The organism is Paraburkholderia sp. SSBN10T, assembly GCF_056619545.1.
Map to the genome: position 1 here is coordinate 13,260 of NZ_JBWQQI010000002.1, position 15,363 is coordinate 28,622.

Below are 15,363 nucleotides of genomic sequence, written 5' to 3' on the forward strand. Positions count from 1 at the left end.
CGCGCACCGGTCCGCTTTACAGGAGACTTGCACCATGGCATTGCCCGCCGTCCTGCAGCACCTTGCGCTGCCCGTTGTCGCCTCGCCGATGTTCATCGTCAGCTACCCCGAGCTGGTGCTGGCCCAATGCAAGGCCGGTATCGTCGGCTCGTTCCCCGCGCTCAATGCACGGCCGGCCGAGCTGCTCGACGAATGGCTCACGCAGATCCAGGCGTCGCTCGCCGAGCACAAGGCCGCCCATCCTGACGCGGTGATCGGTCCCATCGCCGTCAACCAGATCGTTCACCAGTCGAATGCGCGGCTCGAACACGACGTGCGGGTCTGCGTCGAACACAAGGTGCCGATTTTCATCACCAGCCTGCGCGCGCCGGCCAAGGAGATCGTCGACGCGGTGCATAGTTACGGCGGCATCGTGCTGCACGACGTGATCAACATCCGTCATGCGCAAAAGGCCCTGGAAGCGGGCGTCGACGGCCTGATCCTGGTGGCCGCGGGCGCCGGCGGCCATGCCGGCACGACCTCGCCGTTCGCGCTGGTCGGCGAAGTGCGGCGGATTTTCGACGGCCCGATCATCCTCTCCGGCGCCATCGCCAACGGCGGCTCGATTCTCGCTGCGCAAGCGATGGGCGCGGACCTCGCCTACATGGGCACGCGTTTTATCGCGACCCAGGAAGCGCATGCGGTGGAAAGCTACAAGCACGCGATCATCAACTCGAGCGCGTCGGACATCATCTACACGAACCTGTTCACCGGCGTGCACGGCAACTACATTCGCGAGAGCATCGTCAACGCCGGACTCGATCCGGACGCGCTGCCGGAATCGGACAAGACCGCGATGAATTTCGCCAGCGACAAGGCGAAGGCGTGGAAAGACATCTGGGGCGCGGGCCAGGGCGTGGGCTTGATGGACGACGTGCCGAGCGTCGCCGAGCTGGTCGAGCGCCTGAAGCAGGAATACAACGACGCCAAGGCGCGGCTCGCGATCGCCCGCTGATTCGCTGCTTGTCGCGGTTTATCGCTGTTCTCCGGCGCTCACATGTTGCGCCGGTACTGCCCGCCCACCTCGAATAGCGCGTGCGTGATCTGCCCGAGCGAGCAGACCCGCACCGCGTCCATCAACACCGCGAACACGTTCTCGTCGTCGATCACGGCGTGCTGCAGCCGCGCGAGCGCGGCCGGCGCGGCCTCGCGATGGCGCGCCTGGAAATCGCGCAGTCGTTTGAGCTGGCTCTGCTTTTCGTCCTCGGTCGAACGGGCAAGCACGAGCGGTTGCGGCGCCTCATGCGGATGCGGGCTCAGAAACGTATTCACGCCGACAATCGGATACGAGCCGTCGTGCTTGCGATGCTCATAGAGCATCGACTCGTCCTGAATCCGCCCGCGCTGATAACCCGTTTCCATCGCCCCGAGCACGCCGCCGCGCTCGGTGAGCCGTTCGAACTCCGCCAGCACAGCGGCCTCCACGAGGTCCGTCAGCTCCTCGACGATAAAACTGCCCTGATTCGGATTCTGATTTTTCGCGAGGCCCCACTCGCGATTGATGATGAGCTGAATCGCCACCGCGCGGCGCACCGAGTCTTCGGTGGGCGTGGTAATCGCTTCGTCGAACGCGTTGGTATGCAGCGAGTTGCAGTTGTCGTAGATCGCAATCAGCGCCTGCAGCGTCGTGCGGATATCGTTGAAGTCGATTTCCTGCGCGTGCAGGCTGCGCCCCGACGTCTGCACGTGATACTTGAGCTTCTGGCTGCGCCCGTTGGCGCCATAACGCTCGCGCATGGCGACGGCCCAGATGCGCCGCGCGACCCGGCCGAGCACCGTGTACTCGGGGTCCATCCCGTTCGAAAAGAAGAACGACAGGTTCGGCGCAAAATCGTCAATCGACATGCCGCGCGCCAGATACGCTTCGACATAGGTGAAGCCGTTCGCGAGCGTGTAGGCGAGCTGGGAAATCGGATTCGCGCCCGCTTCGGCAATGTGATAGCCGGAGATCGACACCGAATAGAAATTGCGCACGTCGTGTTCGACGAAGTACGCCTGAATGTCGCCCATCACCTTGAGGCTGAATTCGGTCGAGAAGATGCAGGTGTTCTGCCCCTGGTCCTCCTTGAGAATGTCCGCCTGGACCGTGCCGCGCACGTTTTCCAGCGCGTAACGGCGGGCTTCGTCGAGATCGGCTTCGCTCGGTATGCGGCTCTCCTGGCTCAGGCGTTCGGTGAGCTGCGCGATCTGCTGATCGATCGCGACGTTGAAAAACATCGCGAGGATGGTCGGCGCCGGACCGTTGATCGTCATCGAGACCGAGGTTTGCGGCGCGCACAGATCGAAGCCGTCATAAAGCGCTTTCATGTCGTCGAGCGTCGCCACGGAGACGCCGGAATTGCCGACCTTGCCGTAGATATCCGGGCGCTCGTGCGGCTCTTCGCCGTATAGCGTGACCGAGTCGAAGGCAGTGGACAGGCGCTTGGCGGGCATGCCTTCGGAGAGCAGCTTGAAGCGCCGGTTGGTGCGAAACGGGTCGCCTTCGCCGGCAAACATCCGCGTCGGGTCTTCGTTCTCGCGGCGGAATGGAAACACGCCCGCGGTAAACGGAAAATAGCCAGGCAGGTTCTCGAGCATCAGCCAGCGAAGAATTTCGCCGTGGTCGACGAACTTCGGCAAAGCGACCTTGCGAACCGCCGAGCCGGACAGGGTCGTGACCGTGAGCGAGGTGCGCAGTTCACGCTCGCGGATCCGTACGACGTGCTCGTCGCCGGAGTACGCCGCGACGGTCTGCGGCCATTGTTCGAGCAGGGCTTGCTCGCGCTCGCCGAGTTGCGCGGTGCGCGCGGCGATCAAGGGATCGAGTTCGGCTGCGTGCGGCACTGCCGCTTCGCTCAGCATGCGGCGCGCTTCGCTCAATTGCCAGCGCTCGCGCGCCACGCGTGCCTGCTCTGCGGCACGCTTGCGGTACGCGAGGACGGTTTGCGCGACGTCCGCCAGATAGCGCACGCGCGCCGGTGGCACGATCGCATTGCGGCCCGTCGAATGACGGATGCCGTCGAGCCGCGGCAAAGCCCCGCCGCCGTCGGCGTCGGGCAAGCCATGCTCGCGCAGCGCCTCGGCGAGCCGTTGATACAGCGCCGTGACGCCGTCGTCGTTAAAGCGCGAAGCGATCGTGCCGAACACCGGCATCGCCTCGGGTGCGGCATTGAAGCTAGCGCGATTGCGCTGCACCTGCTTCGCGACATCGCGCAAGGCATCGGCGGCGCCTTTGCGGTCGAACTGGTTGATGGCGACGAAATCGGCAAAGTCGAGCATGTCGATCTTTTCGAGTTGGCTCGCCGCGCCGAACTCGGGCGTCATCACGTAGAGCGAGGCGTCGGCGTACGGCACGATCGCCGCATCGCCCTGGCCGATGCCCGAAGTCTCGACCACGATCAGATCGAAGCCCGCCGCCTTGCAGGCGGCGAGGGCGGCGGGCAGCGCGTCGGAAATCTCGTGCCCAGCGCTGCGCGTGGCCATCGAACGCATGAACACGCGCGGTCCATTGCCCCAGTCGCCGATCGCATTCATGCGGATCCGGTCGCCCAGCAAGGCGCCGCCCGATTTACGGCGCGACGGATCGATGGCGAGCACGGCGATGGTCAATGCATCGCCGTAGTCGAGCCGCACGCGGCGGATCAGTTCGTCGGTCAGCGACGACTTGCCGGCGCCGCCCGTTCCGGTGACGCCGAGCACGGGAACCTGCGCGGTCTGCGCCCGCTCGGTGAGTCTGTCCTGCACGATCGGATCCGCGCGTCCCGTCTCAAGTGCGGTGATCAGTTGCGCGAGTTGGCGGAACGTCTGGCTGGTGAGTTCGGCGTTGCGCGCGCGGCGCCGCGCGCCCGGAGCCTCGGCGCCGGAGGCTTGAAGCGCGTCCAGCAGAGCGTCGAGGCGCGCCGGCTCGAACTCCGTGTGCGCCTCCGCTCGCGCCGCTTCGGCACAGCGCGCCATCATGTCGTCGATCATGCCTTGCAAGCCGAGCCGCTGGCCGTCCTGCGGCGAATAGATGCGGGTCACGCCGTATTGTTCGAGTTCGGCGATTTCCGCCGGCACAATCACGCCGCCCCCGCCGCCGAACACCTTGATGCGCTCGCCGCCGCGCTTGCGCAGCAGATCGATCAGATAGCGGAAGTACTCGACATGGCCGCCCTGGTAACTCGACACAGCGACGCCGTCCGCATCTTCCTGCAAGGCAGCCGTGGCGACCTCTTCGACGGAGCGGTTGTGGCCGAGGTGGATTACCTCTACGCCGCTGGCCTGCAGGATGCGGCGCATGATGTTGATCGAGGCGTCGTGGCCGTCGAACAGCGCGGCGGCCGTCACGAAGCGCAGACGCCGCAATGGCTGCGGCTCGTGCCGAGAATGATGCCCGGCAACGCGTTGCGGCGCGGAAAGATCCGTCATGTCTCCCCCAGATCGTGACTCGTATCGGGTGTTCTCTCCAGAATATAACGAAATGATGGGAAGGGCCTGCGGGACGAAGATTGGACAACCGGGCCCGCACCCGGTCGCAGCTCACGCGCCCGGGCGGGCGCTCACGCGTCGACAGCGGCAAACGCGGGCGCGTCAGTTCACGGCCAACGCCTTGATCTGCTCCAGCGACGGCCACAGCGTCTCGTCGGCAAAACGGGCCGCAAGAAAATCGACGAACGAGCGCACCTTCGCCGATAGATGGCGCCGGCTTGCGTACACGAGGTGAATCGGCAACTCGCGCGGCGGCGACTGCGTGACCAGCAGCGGCAGCAAACGGCCGGTGGCAAGGTCGTCGCCGATCACTTCGGTGCCGAGCATGGCGATCCCGGCGCCTTGCAGCACGAGAACCCGCTGCGCTTCAAGCTGATTGACGATCAGATTGCCGGAGAGCCGCACGCGCGCCCCACCGTCGCCGCCCGCGGAAGCAAACTCCGGCGTCGATACGCCCGCGTACTGCAGATAGTTGTGGCGCGCCAGGTCGGCGAGCCGCTTCGGCGCGCCATGCCGGCGCAAATAGTCGGGTGAGGCGCACAGCACGAGGTGCGCGGTGGCGATCTGGCGCGCGATCAGCGAGGACGACCGCAAGCCGTGCGGCGAGGCGCGGATTGCGACGTCGAAACCCTCGTCGATCAGTTCGACAACACGGTCCGACAAGGTCATGTCCACCGTGACCTGCGGATACTGCGCGGCATAGTCGGCCACCGCGCTCATGACATGACTGAGGCCGAATGCCGAGAGCGACGAGACCCGCAGCCGCCCCTGCGGCACGACGCTGGCCGCGCCCACCGCCTGTTCAGCCTCGTCGAGCTCGGCCAGCACCTGGCTCAGCCGCTCGTAATACTCGCGTCCGGCTTCGGTGGGCGCGACGCGCCGCGTAGTCCGGTTCAGCAGACGCGCACCGAGTTGCTGCTCCAGATGCATCACGTGCTTGCTGGCCATCGCCGCGGACATCTCCATGCGCTCGGCCGCGCCGACGAAGCTCCCCACTTCGACGACGTGACGAAACACTTTCATGCTGACGAGGGTATCCATGGCAATCGCTCGCGGGAGGAATCAATCGGCGTCATTTTGCCGTCTTTATCAAAGCAGCGTCAGCAAAGTAGCCGCGATGAGGCGGGCCGAAGCCTCCAAAAGCGACAAACCCCGCCTTCTTTCGAAGGCGGGGTTTGCACAGCGCCACGCTTGGTTGCCGGAGCCGCTCTCAAGGAAACACCGGGCCGCCCCAAGTTTCCCGCCCCGAAGGGAGTCCCCTTGGGGGATTGGGGGATTGCCCCTCGGGGGGCCTGACGCGCAAGCGGCAGGTCTGGGGGCGCTCAGAACTTCGTGCGGATACCCACGCCGTAGGTGTCGCCCGAGGTCTGGCTGGTGAAGTGGTCGTACATATAGGCCGCGTAGACATCGGTGCGCTTGGACAGCGGATAGTCGTAGCCGATCGCCGCCGTCTGGCGCGTCTGGTCCAGACCGCTGCCGTCGCGCGAGTAAGCAAACGAGGCCATGATCGAGCCCGGGCCGGCCGGAACCGTGACGCCACCCTGTGCGGTGTTCACATGCCAACTGCCGGTGTCCTGCGCGTTGTACGTGTACATGTACTGGCCGAAGAACTTGACGTATTTCAGGTCGTAGGACACGCCCAGTTGCGCGACGCTCTGGCTCTTCATGTTCGTCAGCCCGACGCTCTGCGCGAGGCTCGTCAGGTCGCCCGGGGTGTCGTTGAAGTTGACATACTGATAGACGCCGGTTGCCGCGAACGCGCCGTGGAAGTACAGGAACTGGGCGCTCCACTTCTTCGCGCCGTTCTGACCCGCCGTGTTGCCGAGGGCGTACATCACGTTGCCGCTCAGGCCGTTGAAGCTCGGCGTCGAATACTGCACCGCGTTGTTCCAGCCCGAATCGCCGGCCACGCCCTGATCGGTGTTGTAGGTCGGGAACGTGCCGAGGCCGAGGTACGTATGCCAGACCATCGGCGAGAACTGGTACGAGTCGATAAACGGGTTGAACAGAATCGTCGACACGAATAGCGGCGTCGTCAGGCGTCCGGCCGTGACCGTGCCGTACGGCGATTCGATACCGACATAAGCGTTACGCGAGAACATCGTGTCGCCGGTGAAACGGCCGTACTGGCCGTTCTGCGCCAGGAAGAAGCCTTCGAGCGCGAAGATCGCCTTGTAGCCGCCGCCCAGATCCTCCGCCCCCTTCAAACCCCAGTAGGAGGTGGACATACCGCCGCCCGACACTTCCGCTGCGCTCTTGCCGTCCGGGAATTTCTGCGCGCCGACCCATTCGTCGACCTGGCCATAGAGCTGCACGCTCGATTGTGCGAAGGCCGAAGATGCGCCAGCCAGCAGACCGGCGACCACGCTGGCCTTGAGAGTCGTGCCAAGTGCACGGCGGAAGTTTGAATTCATGGGTTCTCCTGTCTTTGTCAAAAAGGGGTATGGCTGTGTGGCGGGGGCCGGCGCCAACGGTTTCTTGTTCGTCCGTTAGATCACCGAGCTAATCTGGGCGGGACCATCTTTGCGGACCATTTTTATGGACAAAAATATGGGTTGTTATTGCCGGTATAGCTGTCTGATTAGTTTTGCCGGTTATCGGACTGATAATGCCCACTGGACGCTAACGGTCGCCGCCGCGCGGCAACCGGGGCAACGCCCCGGAAGGCCCGCCAGGATTACAGCGCAAAGACGGATAACGGTTCAGGCGCGGCGCGGATGACGCGCGGGGTCGGGAATCGAGCCATTGGACGGAGCGGAGCCGGACCAGGCGTCGTGTTGTGACAAAAGTGTGGCGTGCATACGTCACTTATTGAGGCGAGGCACGACGATGCCGTGCCAGGCGAGCGTCGGCTGACCGGTTCAAACCCGTCGAAGCTGGGAAAGCGTGTGGAAGGCAGGGGAAGACTGAAGGGATCGGCTCGGGGGACGGAGAGCCTGCCGTTGCAACAGCCGCAGTTCGCAGTTAGTTGCGGTAAGGCGAAGGGCCCTGCGGCCGGCCCATGTACTCGGGCGGGCGCGGCACTTGCCGAGAGGGGGCGGCCCGCTCCTCGTTGTAGCGGGCGACGTCCGCACGGATCGAGCCGGCGCGGACCACCGTCTCATCCTCCGGAGGACGCGGCACCGAGTGCGTCTCGGCGCTGACGGGCGTGATCGCCCCGGCGTACTGGAAGCCGCCGCGCGTGTCGCCCCGGTTCTCCGCCCGGTAACCTCCGGCGCCGGCTATCCGCTGCTGCGCGTTAAAACCGCCGCGCGGGCCTCCCGTGCCGTTCGCCATACGCAGATTGCGTTGTGCAGGTGCCCCTCGTTCAGCGCGCGCACCGTAGGCATGCGCATTGCGCCCCTCGTGCTGGAAGCCGGAGTGTGCGAAGCCGCCGCCGGAGCCGCCGCCATGCGGGGCCTCCGCCGCCTTCGCATAGACGAGCGAGCAGAGCGCAGCGAAAGCTGCGCCCATGACCCACCGCCTCGTTTTCACCCACCCTGCGTCCACCATGACTCACCTGCCCGAAGACCCGCCTGAAGCCCGCCGTTCGAGCTGCGGCGAAGCTTGTTCCGGGATTCGCTCTGCCGCCGCGGTCGATCCGCAACGGGCGTATCCCATTGGCCTTTGAGACGTAATTTATGGGGCACTCCGAGGGGTGTCGAGGCAAAAAGTGTTAGGCCCCGCACTGCGATGTAACACCATGTTACTGCGACGTTTTTTCGCGACAAACGGCTTGCGCGCGGGCGCCGTTAGGGCTTGTTGATCGATGCGTTGAAGGCGTGCAGAGGCCCGTCGGAAGCCTATTCCACCGAATCGTTTTCAGGATGCGAAAACGGCCCAAAGGAAGTGCGCCTTCGCCGCGAGAAAAGCTTCTCGAAGCGAGCGAACAAAGATCGAACCGTGGACTTCGCTCGACAATACTGGTGTCTATGCCGAATGGTTCATCAAGGGGGCGCCACGGTTCACTCAGGGCACTCGCAGAACTAGAAATGCGCGGAATTCATCAATCAATTTGGCAAATGAATTTGATTTTTCAATCGCTTTCCTTTACTAATGGATCCTTCCCCTACAGCAAACGCCCCGTGCCGGCGCGCACGCGTCTCTGTATTTCCGCATCACCCGTATTGAGATTTCCGAAATGGCTCGCCCGAAACTGCTTCCCGATAACTTCACGTTGTGCCTCGTCAGCACGGTGGTTCTTGCCAGCCTGCTGCCCGTGCACGGGCAGGCCGCGGTCGGCTTCAACTGGCTGACCAACTTCGCGGTGGGCCTGCTGTTTTTCCTGCACGGCGCCAAACTATCCCGCGAAGCGATCGTGGCGGGCGCGACGCACTGGCGTTTGCATGCGCTCGTCCTGCTGAGTACGTTTGCGCTGTTTCCACTGCTCGGGCTCGCGCTCAAACCGCTGCTTTCGCCCCTTGTTACGCCTGCGCTCTATGCCGGCATCCTCTTCCTCTGTACGCTGCCATCGACGGTCCAGTCGTCCATCGCGTTCACTTCGATTGCCAAAGGCAATGTGCCTGCTGCGGTGTGCAGCGCATCGGCTTCGAGCCTGCTCGGCATCTTCATCACGCCGGCCCTCGTCAGCCTCGTGGTCACCAACCAGACGGCCGGCAGCGGCTCCGCCTGGCATACGGTGTGGAATATCGTGCTGCAACTGCTGGTGCCGTTCGTGGCCGGACAGTTGCTGCGGCCGCTGATCGGCAGATGGCTCGAGCGCAACCGCGGCGTGCTGAAGTTCGTCGATCAGGGCTCGATCCTGCTGGTGGTGTACGGCGCCTTCAGCGAAGCCGTCAACGAAGGCCTTTGGCGCCACACCTCGCTGGGTGCCCTGGGCGGCCTGGTGCTCATCAACGTCGTGTTGCTCGCGCTCGCGCTGAGCGTCACGATGTTCGCGAGCAAGCGTCTCGGCTTTAATCGTGCGGACCAGATCACCATCATCTTCTGCGGTTCGAAGAAGAGTCTCGCCGCCGGCGTGCCGATGGCGAAGGTCATCTTTGCGTCCCACGCGGTGGGCGCCGTGGTGCTGCCGCTGATGCTGTTCCACCAGATCCAGTTGATGGTGTGCGCCGCGCTTGCGCAGCGCTGGGGCGCGCGCGATACCAGTGGTGAAAGCCATGCAGCCACCACTGACAGCACGGCCGCTGCGGTGGCGCGCCGCTAAAGCGCGGTGCGAGTCGAACAAGAGATTCATAAAGCGCCCTCCCTGAGCCTGTCTGAACAAAGCCGCCCTCGCGCGGCTTTTTCGTTATTTCACGCCGAAACGCGCGTGCCGTCGCCCTGTCCTGATGGCATAGGCCAAATTACACGTGCGTCGGCTCACCACTGCAGCGCTATTCCGGCGCATCTCACGGCACCTCGCAGACGCACCATCCAGGTGCATTACGTCACTAAAGATTCACTTAATTTATCGGCCACGCCGCCGATAAGCATGCGGTCCACCGCTTTGGCCTACTGCCATGCCATTCCTCTCGCGCCCTCGATCCGCTGCATCCAGCATCGAGGATCTGATCGCCCGGCGTGATCTGTCCGCTGTATTCCAGCCCATCGTGGAATTCGACGACGGCGCGATTCTTGGCTACGAGGGGCTGATTCGCGGACCGGCCGGCTCGGCGCTCGAAAGCCCGTTCGCCCTGTTCGCGCAGGCCAGCGCCGAGGGCCGCGTGCTCGAGCTGGAGCGGGCTGCCGCGCTCACCTGTATCGAAGCGTTCGCGCGGCTGGCATGCGAGGGCAAGCTGTTCCTGAATTTCAGCGCGGGCGCGCTGCGCCAGCTCGCCGAAGCCCGCGACGACACGCTCGCGCTGCTGCGCCAGGCCGGCGTCGACCCGGAGCGCATCGTCATCGAGCTGACGGAGCAAAGCGCCATTCCCGATCTCGGCAGCTTCCTGCCCGCGCTCACGACCTTGCGCACCGCCGGCGCGCAATTCGCGCTCGACGACTACGGCACCGCCAACGCCAGCATGAACCTGTGGGTGCGCCTGCAACCGGACGTGGTGAAGATCGACCGCTTCTTCATTCACGACATTGCCAGCGATCCGCTCAAGTTCGAAGCCGTGCGCGCGATGCAGCATTTCGCCAACGCGAGCGGCGCGAGGCTGGTGGCGGAGGGCATCGAGAACGAAGCGGACCTGATCGTGGTGCGCGACATGGGCATCGGCTGCGGGCAAGGCTATTTCTTTGGCCGTCCGAACGCGAAGCCGGCCCGCATGGTGACGGACGACGCCCGCCAGGCGATCCGCGCGGGCCACATCGCCGTGTTTCCGGAGACGACCCGCTCGATGAGCGCATCGCCCTCGGGCGGCATGGCGTCGGCGAAGATGATGGTGCGCGCGCCGGCTCTCGAGCGTCTCGCCACCAACAACGACGTGCTCGAACTGTTCAACCGCTTGCCCGATCTGCATGCGGTGGCGGTGGTCGAAAACGACGAGCCGGTGGCACTGATCAACCGGCGCGCCTTCATGGAACGCTACGCCTTGCCGTATCACCGCGAACTGTTCGGCAAGCGGCCTTGCCTGCTGTTTGCGAACGCCTCGCCCGTCATCATCGAAAAATCGATGACGGTCGAACAGATGGCCAAGCTGCTCGCGAGCGACGACCAGCGCTATCTGGCGGACGGCTTCGTGATTACCGACAACGGCAAATACGTGGGCCTCGGCACCGGTGAGAACCTCGTGCGCGCGGTCACCGAAGTGCGCATCGAAGCGGCGCGCTACGCGAACCCGCTGACCTTCCTGCCCGGCAACATCCCGATCAGCTCGCATATCGCCCGGCTGCTCGGCAACGACGCGGCGTTTTACGCCTGCTACGTCGACCTGAACCACTTCAAGCCCTTCAACGACCAGTATGGCTACTGGCAAGGCGACGAAGTGCTCAAGTTCGCGGCGGCCGTGCTGGCCGACGTGTGCGATCCGACCCGCGACTTCCTCGGCCACGTGGGCGGCGACGACTTCATGATCCTGTTCCAGAGCGACGACTGGCGCGAACGGGTGATGCGCGCGATCCAGTTGTTCAACGAAGGGGCGCAACGCTTTTATGCGCCCGCCGACCGCCTCGCCGGCGGCATCCACGGTGAGGACAGGCGCGGCAATCCGACCTTCTTCGGCTTCGTGACGATGGCGATCGGCTGCGTGCACGTCGAATCCGACGGCGGCCCGACGCTCTATAGCAGCGAGGAAATTGCCTCGGTGGCGGCGATTGCGAAACGGCGCGCGAAGCAGGAGGCCAGTGGCTTCGTGCTGATCGAGGCGGACGAAAGCGCCACGCTGTTGCGCGGACACGTCGAAGCGCAGCACGGTCCGCTCGACTGACGCAATCCCCTTGGCGGGCCACTCCGGCGGATCGCAGAACCGCCAAACCGCCGCTCGCAAGCGCGCACGGCTTGCATCGCGCAGCTACCCAATCCCCTGCCGGTTCGTTGCTTCGGCACCCCGAGCAATGCTTCGCATTCCTACTATTCACCCCTGAAAAATCACCTTTCCGGCCAATCCAGCCACCTTGTTTAGTCGTTTTTACTAAACACAATAAAACTACCTTTCCCCCGTATATACGGGTATTTACGCGTATCGATTCACGCTAAACGAAGCATCTTTTCAGAGGTTTTACTATACAATCCCCCGAAATCAACTTGCCCTGCGGCGCGCACGACGCTCGCCGCCCACCCCGATGGCCACAACCATCCGCGATGTCGCTCGCGCCGCCAGCGTGTCGATCGGCACCGTCTCCCGTGCGCTGAAAAATCAGCCAGGCCTGTCCGACGCCACCCGTCTGCGGGTCGTCGAGGCTGCGCGCCAGCTCGGCTACGACCCCGCCCAGTTGCGCCCGCGCATCCGCCGGCTCACCTTTCTGCTGCACCGCCAGCACAATAATTTCGCCGCCAGCCCGTTCTTCTCGCACGTCCTGCACGGCGTCGAAGATGCCTGCCGCGAGCGCGGCATCGTGCCGTCGGTGCTGACCGCCGGGCCCACGGAAGACGTGATCCAGCAGATGCGCCTGCACGCCCCCGACGCGGTCGCGATCGCCGGCTTCGTCGAGCCCGAAACGCTGACCACGCTGGTCGCCATGCAGCGTCCGCTGGTGCTGATCGACCTGTGGGCGCCGGGCCTGCGTTCGGTGAATCTCGACAACGCCGCCGGCGCGGCGCTGGCGATGCAGCATCTGTTCCAGCAAGGCTACAAGCGCATCGCTTTTATCGGCGGTTCGCTCGCGCATTTCAGCATCGCCCAGCGCGCGCTCGGCTACCGGCGCGCATTCTTCGAAGCGGGCCTGCTGTTCGATCCGTCGCTTGAAGTCACGCTTGACGCCGGGCTCGATCCCGACACCGGCGCCGCGCTCGCCATGCAACGCCTGCTCGATACGCCCGGCCCGCGCCCCGACGCCGTCTTTGCCTACAACGACGCCGCCGCGCTTGCCGCCCTGCGCGTTTGCCTCGCGCGCGGCCTGCGCGTTCCGCAGGACATCGCGGTCATCGGTTTCGACGATATCCCCGCCGCCGCCCACGCCACGCCGCCGCTCTCGACGATCGCCGTCGACAAGGAGGCGCTCGGCCGACGCGGCGTCGAACTGCTGCTTGAAGAGTCGCCTGCCGAACTCGAAGTCCATCTGCCCGTTCATCTCATTGCCCGTGCCAGTACCTCGGTGAAAACGCCATGACGCAATCCGATACGCTTCAATCCGACCATCGCGACCACGCCGCTGCGGCATTGCCCAGCGTGCCCGCTGTCGCCAGCTTCCGCGAGGCCGGCTTTCTCCGCTCGCATATCCAGGACACCCTGCGCTTCTACGCGCCGAACGTGTTCGACCCCAGCGGCGGCTTCTATCACTTCTTCCGCGACGACGGCTCCGTCTACAACCGCACCACGCGCCATCTCGTCAGCAGTTGCCGCTACGTCTTCAACTACGCGATGGCGTATCGCGAGTTCAGCGACCCCCAGCACCTCGAATACGCGCGCCACGGCCTGAATTTCCTGCGCGACGCGCATTGGGACGCTGAACTCAAAGGCTACGACTGGGAGCTCGAATGGCGCGACGGCCACAAGCACACGCTCGACGCCACCCGTCATTGCTACGGCCTCGCCTTCGTGCTGCTCGCCTATGCGCATGCGGCGATGGCCGGCATCGAAGAGGCCCGGCCGCTGATCGGCGCCACCTTCGAACTGATGGAGCACCGCTTCTGGGACGCTGCCGCGGGCCTCTACGCCGATGAGGCGACGCCGGACTGGCGCGTGAGTTCGTATCGCGGCCAGAACGCCAACATGCACACCACCGAAGCGCTGCTCGCCGCCTACGAGGCAACCGGTCATCTGGTGTATCTGGACCGGGCGGAACGGGTGGCGTCGAACATCACGCTGCGCCAGGCGAAGCTCTCGCAAGGCCTGGTGTGGGAGCACTTTCATGCAGACTGGTCGGTGGACTGGCATTACAACGAAGAGGACAGCTCGAACATCTTCCGTCCGTGGGGCTTCCAGCCCGGTCACCAGACCGAGTGGGCCAAGCTGCTGCTGATCCTCGAACGGCACCGTCCACTGCCGTGGCTGCTGCCGCGTGCCATCGAACTGTTCGACGCGGCCATGACGCACGCCTGGGACGACGACCACGGCGGCCTCTACTACGGCTTCGGCCCGGACGGCACGGTCTGCGATCACGACAAGTACTTCTGGGTCCAGGCCGAAACCTTCGCGACCGCCGCGCTGCTCGGCAAGCGCACCGGCAACGAACGCTTCTGGGACTGGTACGACGAGATCTGGCGCTATAGCTGGGCGCATTTCGTCGATCACAAATTCGGCGCGTGGTATCGCATCCTGACCTGCGACAACCGCAAGTACAGCGATGAAAAGAGCCCGGCCGGCAAGACCGACTACCACACGATGGGCGCGTGCTACGAAGTGCTGATGCATGCACTGTCCCATGCGCTGTCCACGACTGAATCCGCACGGTGAGCACCATGAGCGCGAGCACTGAATTTCCTCTCTTCGTTTCCGCCGGCGACATCCTGACCGACCTGGTGCGCACCGGCGCGTCGCAATGGCTGTCGCGCCCCGGCGGCGCCGGCTGGAACGTCGCCCGCGCGGTCGCGCGGCTCGGCCTGCCGACCGCCTGCGCCGGCTCGCTCGGCACCGACAACTTCTCCGACGAGCTGTGGGACGCCAGCGTCGCCGCGGGTCTCGACATGCGCTTCATGCAGCGCGTGGAACGGCCGCCGCTGCTGGCGATCGTGCATCAGACGCATCCGCCCGCGTACTTCTTCATGGGCGAGAACGGTGCCGACCTGGCCTTCGATCCGTCGCGCCTGCCGCAAGGCTGGATGAACGAGGTGAAGTGGGCGCACTTCGGCTGCATCAGCCTCGTGCGCCAGCCGCTTGGCGATACGCTCGCCGCCCTGGCTGCGCAGTTGCGCGAACGCGGTGTGAAGATCAGCTTCGACCCGAATTACCGCAACCTGATGGCGCACGGCTACGAGCCGACGCTGCGCAAGATGGCCGCGCTCGCCGATCTCATCAAGGTCTCCGATGAAGACCTGAGCCTGCTGTTCAAGACCAGCGAAGCCGAGGCGCTCGCCGAGCTGCGGGCGATGAATCCGAAGGCGACCGTGCTCGTCACGCGCGGCTCGGAAAAGGCCACGCTGATCGATGGCGACGCGATCGTCGAGGCGCAACCGCCGCGCGTCGAAGTGGCCGATACGGTGGGCGCGGGCGACGCGTCGATCGGCGGTCTGCTGTTCAGTCTGATGACGGCGCCGCAACGCACGTGGCACGAACATCTCGCGTTCGCGCTGGCAGCGGGCGCTGCGGCCTGCCGCCATGCCGGCGCGCACTCGCCGTCGCTCGATGAAGTGGTCGCGCTGCTGGAGGGCTGAGCCGCGCGCAGCCGGCGTTCGAGCGGAACCTGCGCGGAACGCCG

10 protein-coding genes are annotated in these 15,363 nt (G+C 64.9%); 6 read left to right on the top strand and 4 right to left on the bottom strand.

Annotated elements, in window-relative coordinates; genetic code table 11:
* Positions 1-34: 34 nt before the first annotated feature.
* Complete coding sequence (locus AC1ECK_RS02680; RefSeq protein WP_480315610.1) at positions 35-994, top strand: NAD(P)H-dependent flavin oxidoreductase; 960 nt, start codon at positions 35-37, stop codon at positions 992-994.
* A 38-nt stretch (positions 995-1,032) separates the two neighbouring features.
* On the opposite strand, the gene icmF is transcribed toward AC1ECK_RS02680, so the two are convergent.
* The 4 genes from icmF to AC1ECK_RS02700 form a co-directional block, all read right to left on the bottom strand.
* Complete coding sequence (gene icmF / locus AC1ECK_RS02685; RefSeq protein ID WP_480315612.1) at positions 1,033-4,425, bottom strand: fused isobutyryl-CoA mutase/GTPase IcmF; 3,393 nt, start codon at positions 4,423-4,425, stop codon at positions 1,033-1,035.
* A 162-nt stretch (positions 4,426-4,587) separates the two neighbouring features.
* Positions 4,588-5,526, bottom strand: coding sequence for a LysR family transcriptional regulator (locus AC1ECK_RS02690; protein WP_480315614.1), 939 nt, complete (start codon positions 5,524-5,526; stop codon positions 4,588-4,590).
* 281 nt (positions 5,527-5,807) lie between these two features.
* Positions 5,808-6,899, bottom strand: a complete 1,092-nt coding sequence (locus AC1ECK_RS02695) for a porin (protein ID WP_480315616.1) — start codon at positions 6,897-6,899, stop codon at positions 5,808-5,810.
* A gap of 550 nt (positions 6,900-7,449) precedes the next feature.
* The gene (locus tag AC1ECK_RS02700) at positions 7,450-7,938 is read right to left on the bottom strand and encodes a hypothetical protein (RefSeq protein ID WP_480315618.1); all 489 of its coding nucleotides are present in this window, start codon (positions 7,936-7,938) and stop codon (positions 7,450-7,452) included.
* Positions 7,939-8,605: 667 nt separating this feature from the next.
* Between AC1ECK_RS02700 and AC1ECK_RS02705 the strand changes: the two genes are divergently transcribed.
* From AC1ECK_RS02705 to AC1ECK_RS02725, 5 genes are all read left to right on the top strand, one after another.
* Positions 8,606-9,631, top strand: a complete 1,026-nt coding sequence (locus AC1ECK_RS02705; RefSeq protein WP_480315620.1) for a bile acid:sodium symporter family protein — start codon at positions 8,606-8,608, stop codon at positions 9,629-9,631.
* Between the two features lie 295 nt (positions 9,632-9,926).
* Positions 9,927-11,774: an EAL domain-containing protein gene (locus tag AC1ECK_RS02710; RefSeq protein ID WP_480315622.1), complete on the top strand. Its 1,848-nt coding sequence runs from the start codon at positions 9,927-9,929 to the stop codon at positions 11,772-11,774.
* Positions 11,775-12,129: 355 nt separating this feature from the next.
* Positions 12,130-13,116, top strand: coding sequence for a LacI family DNA-binding transcriptional regulator (locus AC1ECK_RS02715; RefSeq protein ID WP_480315624.1), 987 nt, complete (start codon positions 12,130-12,132; stop codon positions 13,114-13,116).
* Positions 13,113-14,402, top strand: a complete 1,290-nt coding sequence (locus tag AC1ECK_RS02720) for an AGE family epimerase/isomerase (protein ID WP_480315626.1) — start codon at positions 13,113-13,115, stop codon at positions 14,400-14,402. Before AC1ECK_RS02715 ends, AC1ECK_RS02720 begins: the two co-directional genes overlap by 4 nt.
* A 5-nt stretch (positions 14,403-14,407) precedes the next feature.
* The gene (locus AC1ECK_RS02725) at positions 14,408-15,319 is read left to right on the top strand and encodes a carbohydrate kinase family protein (RefSeq protein WP_480315628.1); all 912 of its coding nucleotides are present in this window, start codon (positions 14,408-14,410) and stop codon (positions 15,317-15,319) included.
* Positions 15,320-15,363 lie beyond the last annotated feature (44 nt).

Bases quoted from the DNA above. Each gene is read 5' to 3' on its own strand.
- AC1ECK_RS02680 (WP_480315610.1), top strand. From the start codon at position 35: ATGGCATTGCCCGCCGTCCTGCAGCACCTTGCGCTGCCCGTTGTCGCC.
- icmF (WP_480315612.1), bottom strand. From the start codon at position 4,425: ATGACGGATCTTTCCGCGCCGCAACGCGTTGCCGGGCATCATTCTCGG.
- AC1ECK_RS02690 (WP_480315614.1), bottom strand. From the start codon at position 5,526: ATGGATACCCTCGTCAGCATGAAAGTGTTTCGTCACGTCGTCGAAGTG.
- AC1ECK_RS02695 (WP_480315616.1), bottom strand. From the start codon at position 6,899: ATGAATTCAAACTTCCGCCGTGCACTTGGCACGACTCTCAAGGCCAGC.
- AC1ECK_RS02700 (WP_480315618.1), bottom strand. From the start codon at position 7,938: ATGGGCGCAGCTTTCGCTGCGCTCTGCTCGCTCGTCTATGCGAAGGCG.
- AC1ECK_RS02705 (WP_480315620.1), top strand. From the start codon at position 8,606: ATGGCTCGCCCGAAACTGCTTCCCGATAACTTCACGTTGTGCCTCGTC.
- AC1ECK_RS02710 (WP_480315622.1), top strand. From the start codon at position 9,927: ATGCCATTCCTCTCGCGCCCTCGATCCGCTGCATCCAGCATCGAGGAT.
- AC1ECK_RS02715 (WP_480315624.1), top strand. From the start codon at position 12,130: ATGGCCACAACCATCCGCGATGTCGCTCGCGCCGCCAGCGTGTCGATC.
- AC1ECK_RS02720 (WP_480315626.1), top strand. From the start codon at position 13,113: ATGACGCAATCCGATACGCTTCAATCCGACCATCGCGACCACGCCGCT.
- AC1ECK_RS02725 (WP_480315628.1), top strand. From the start codon at position 14,408: ATGAGCGCGAGCACTGAATTTCCTCTCTTCGTTTCCGCCGGCGACATC.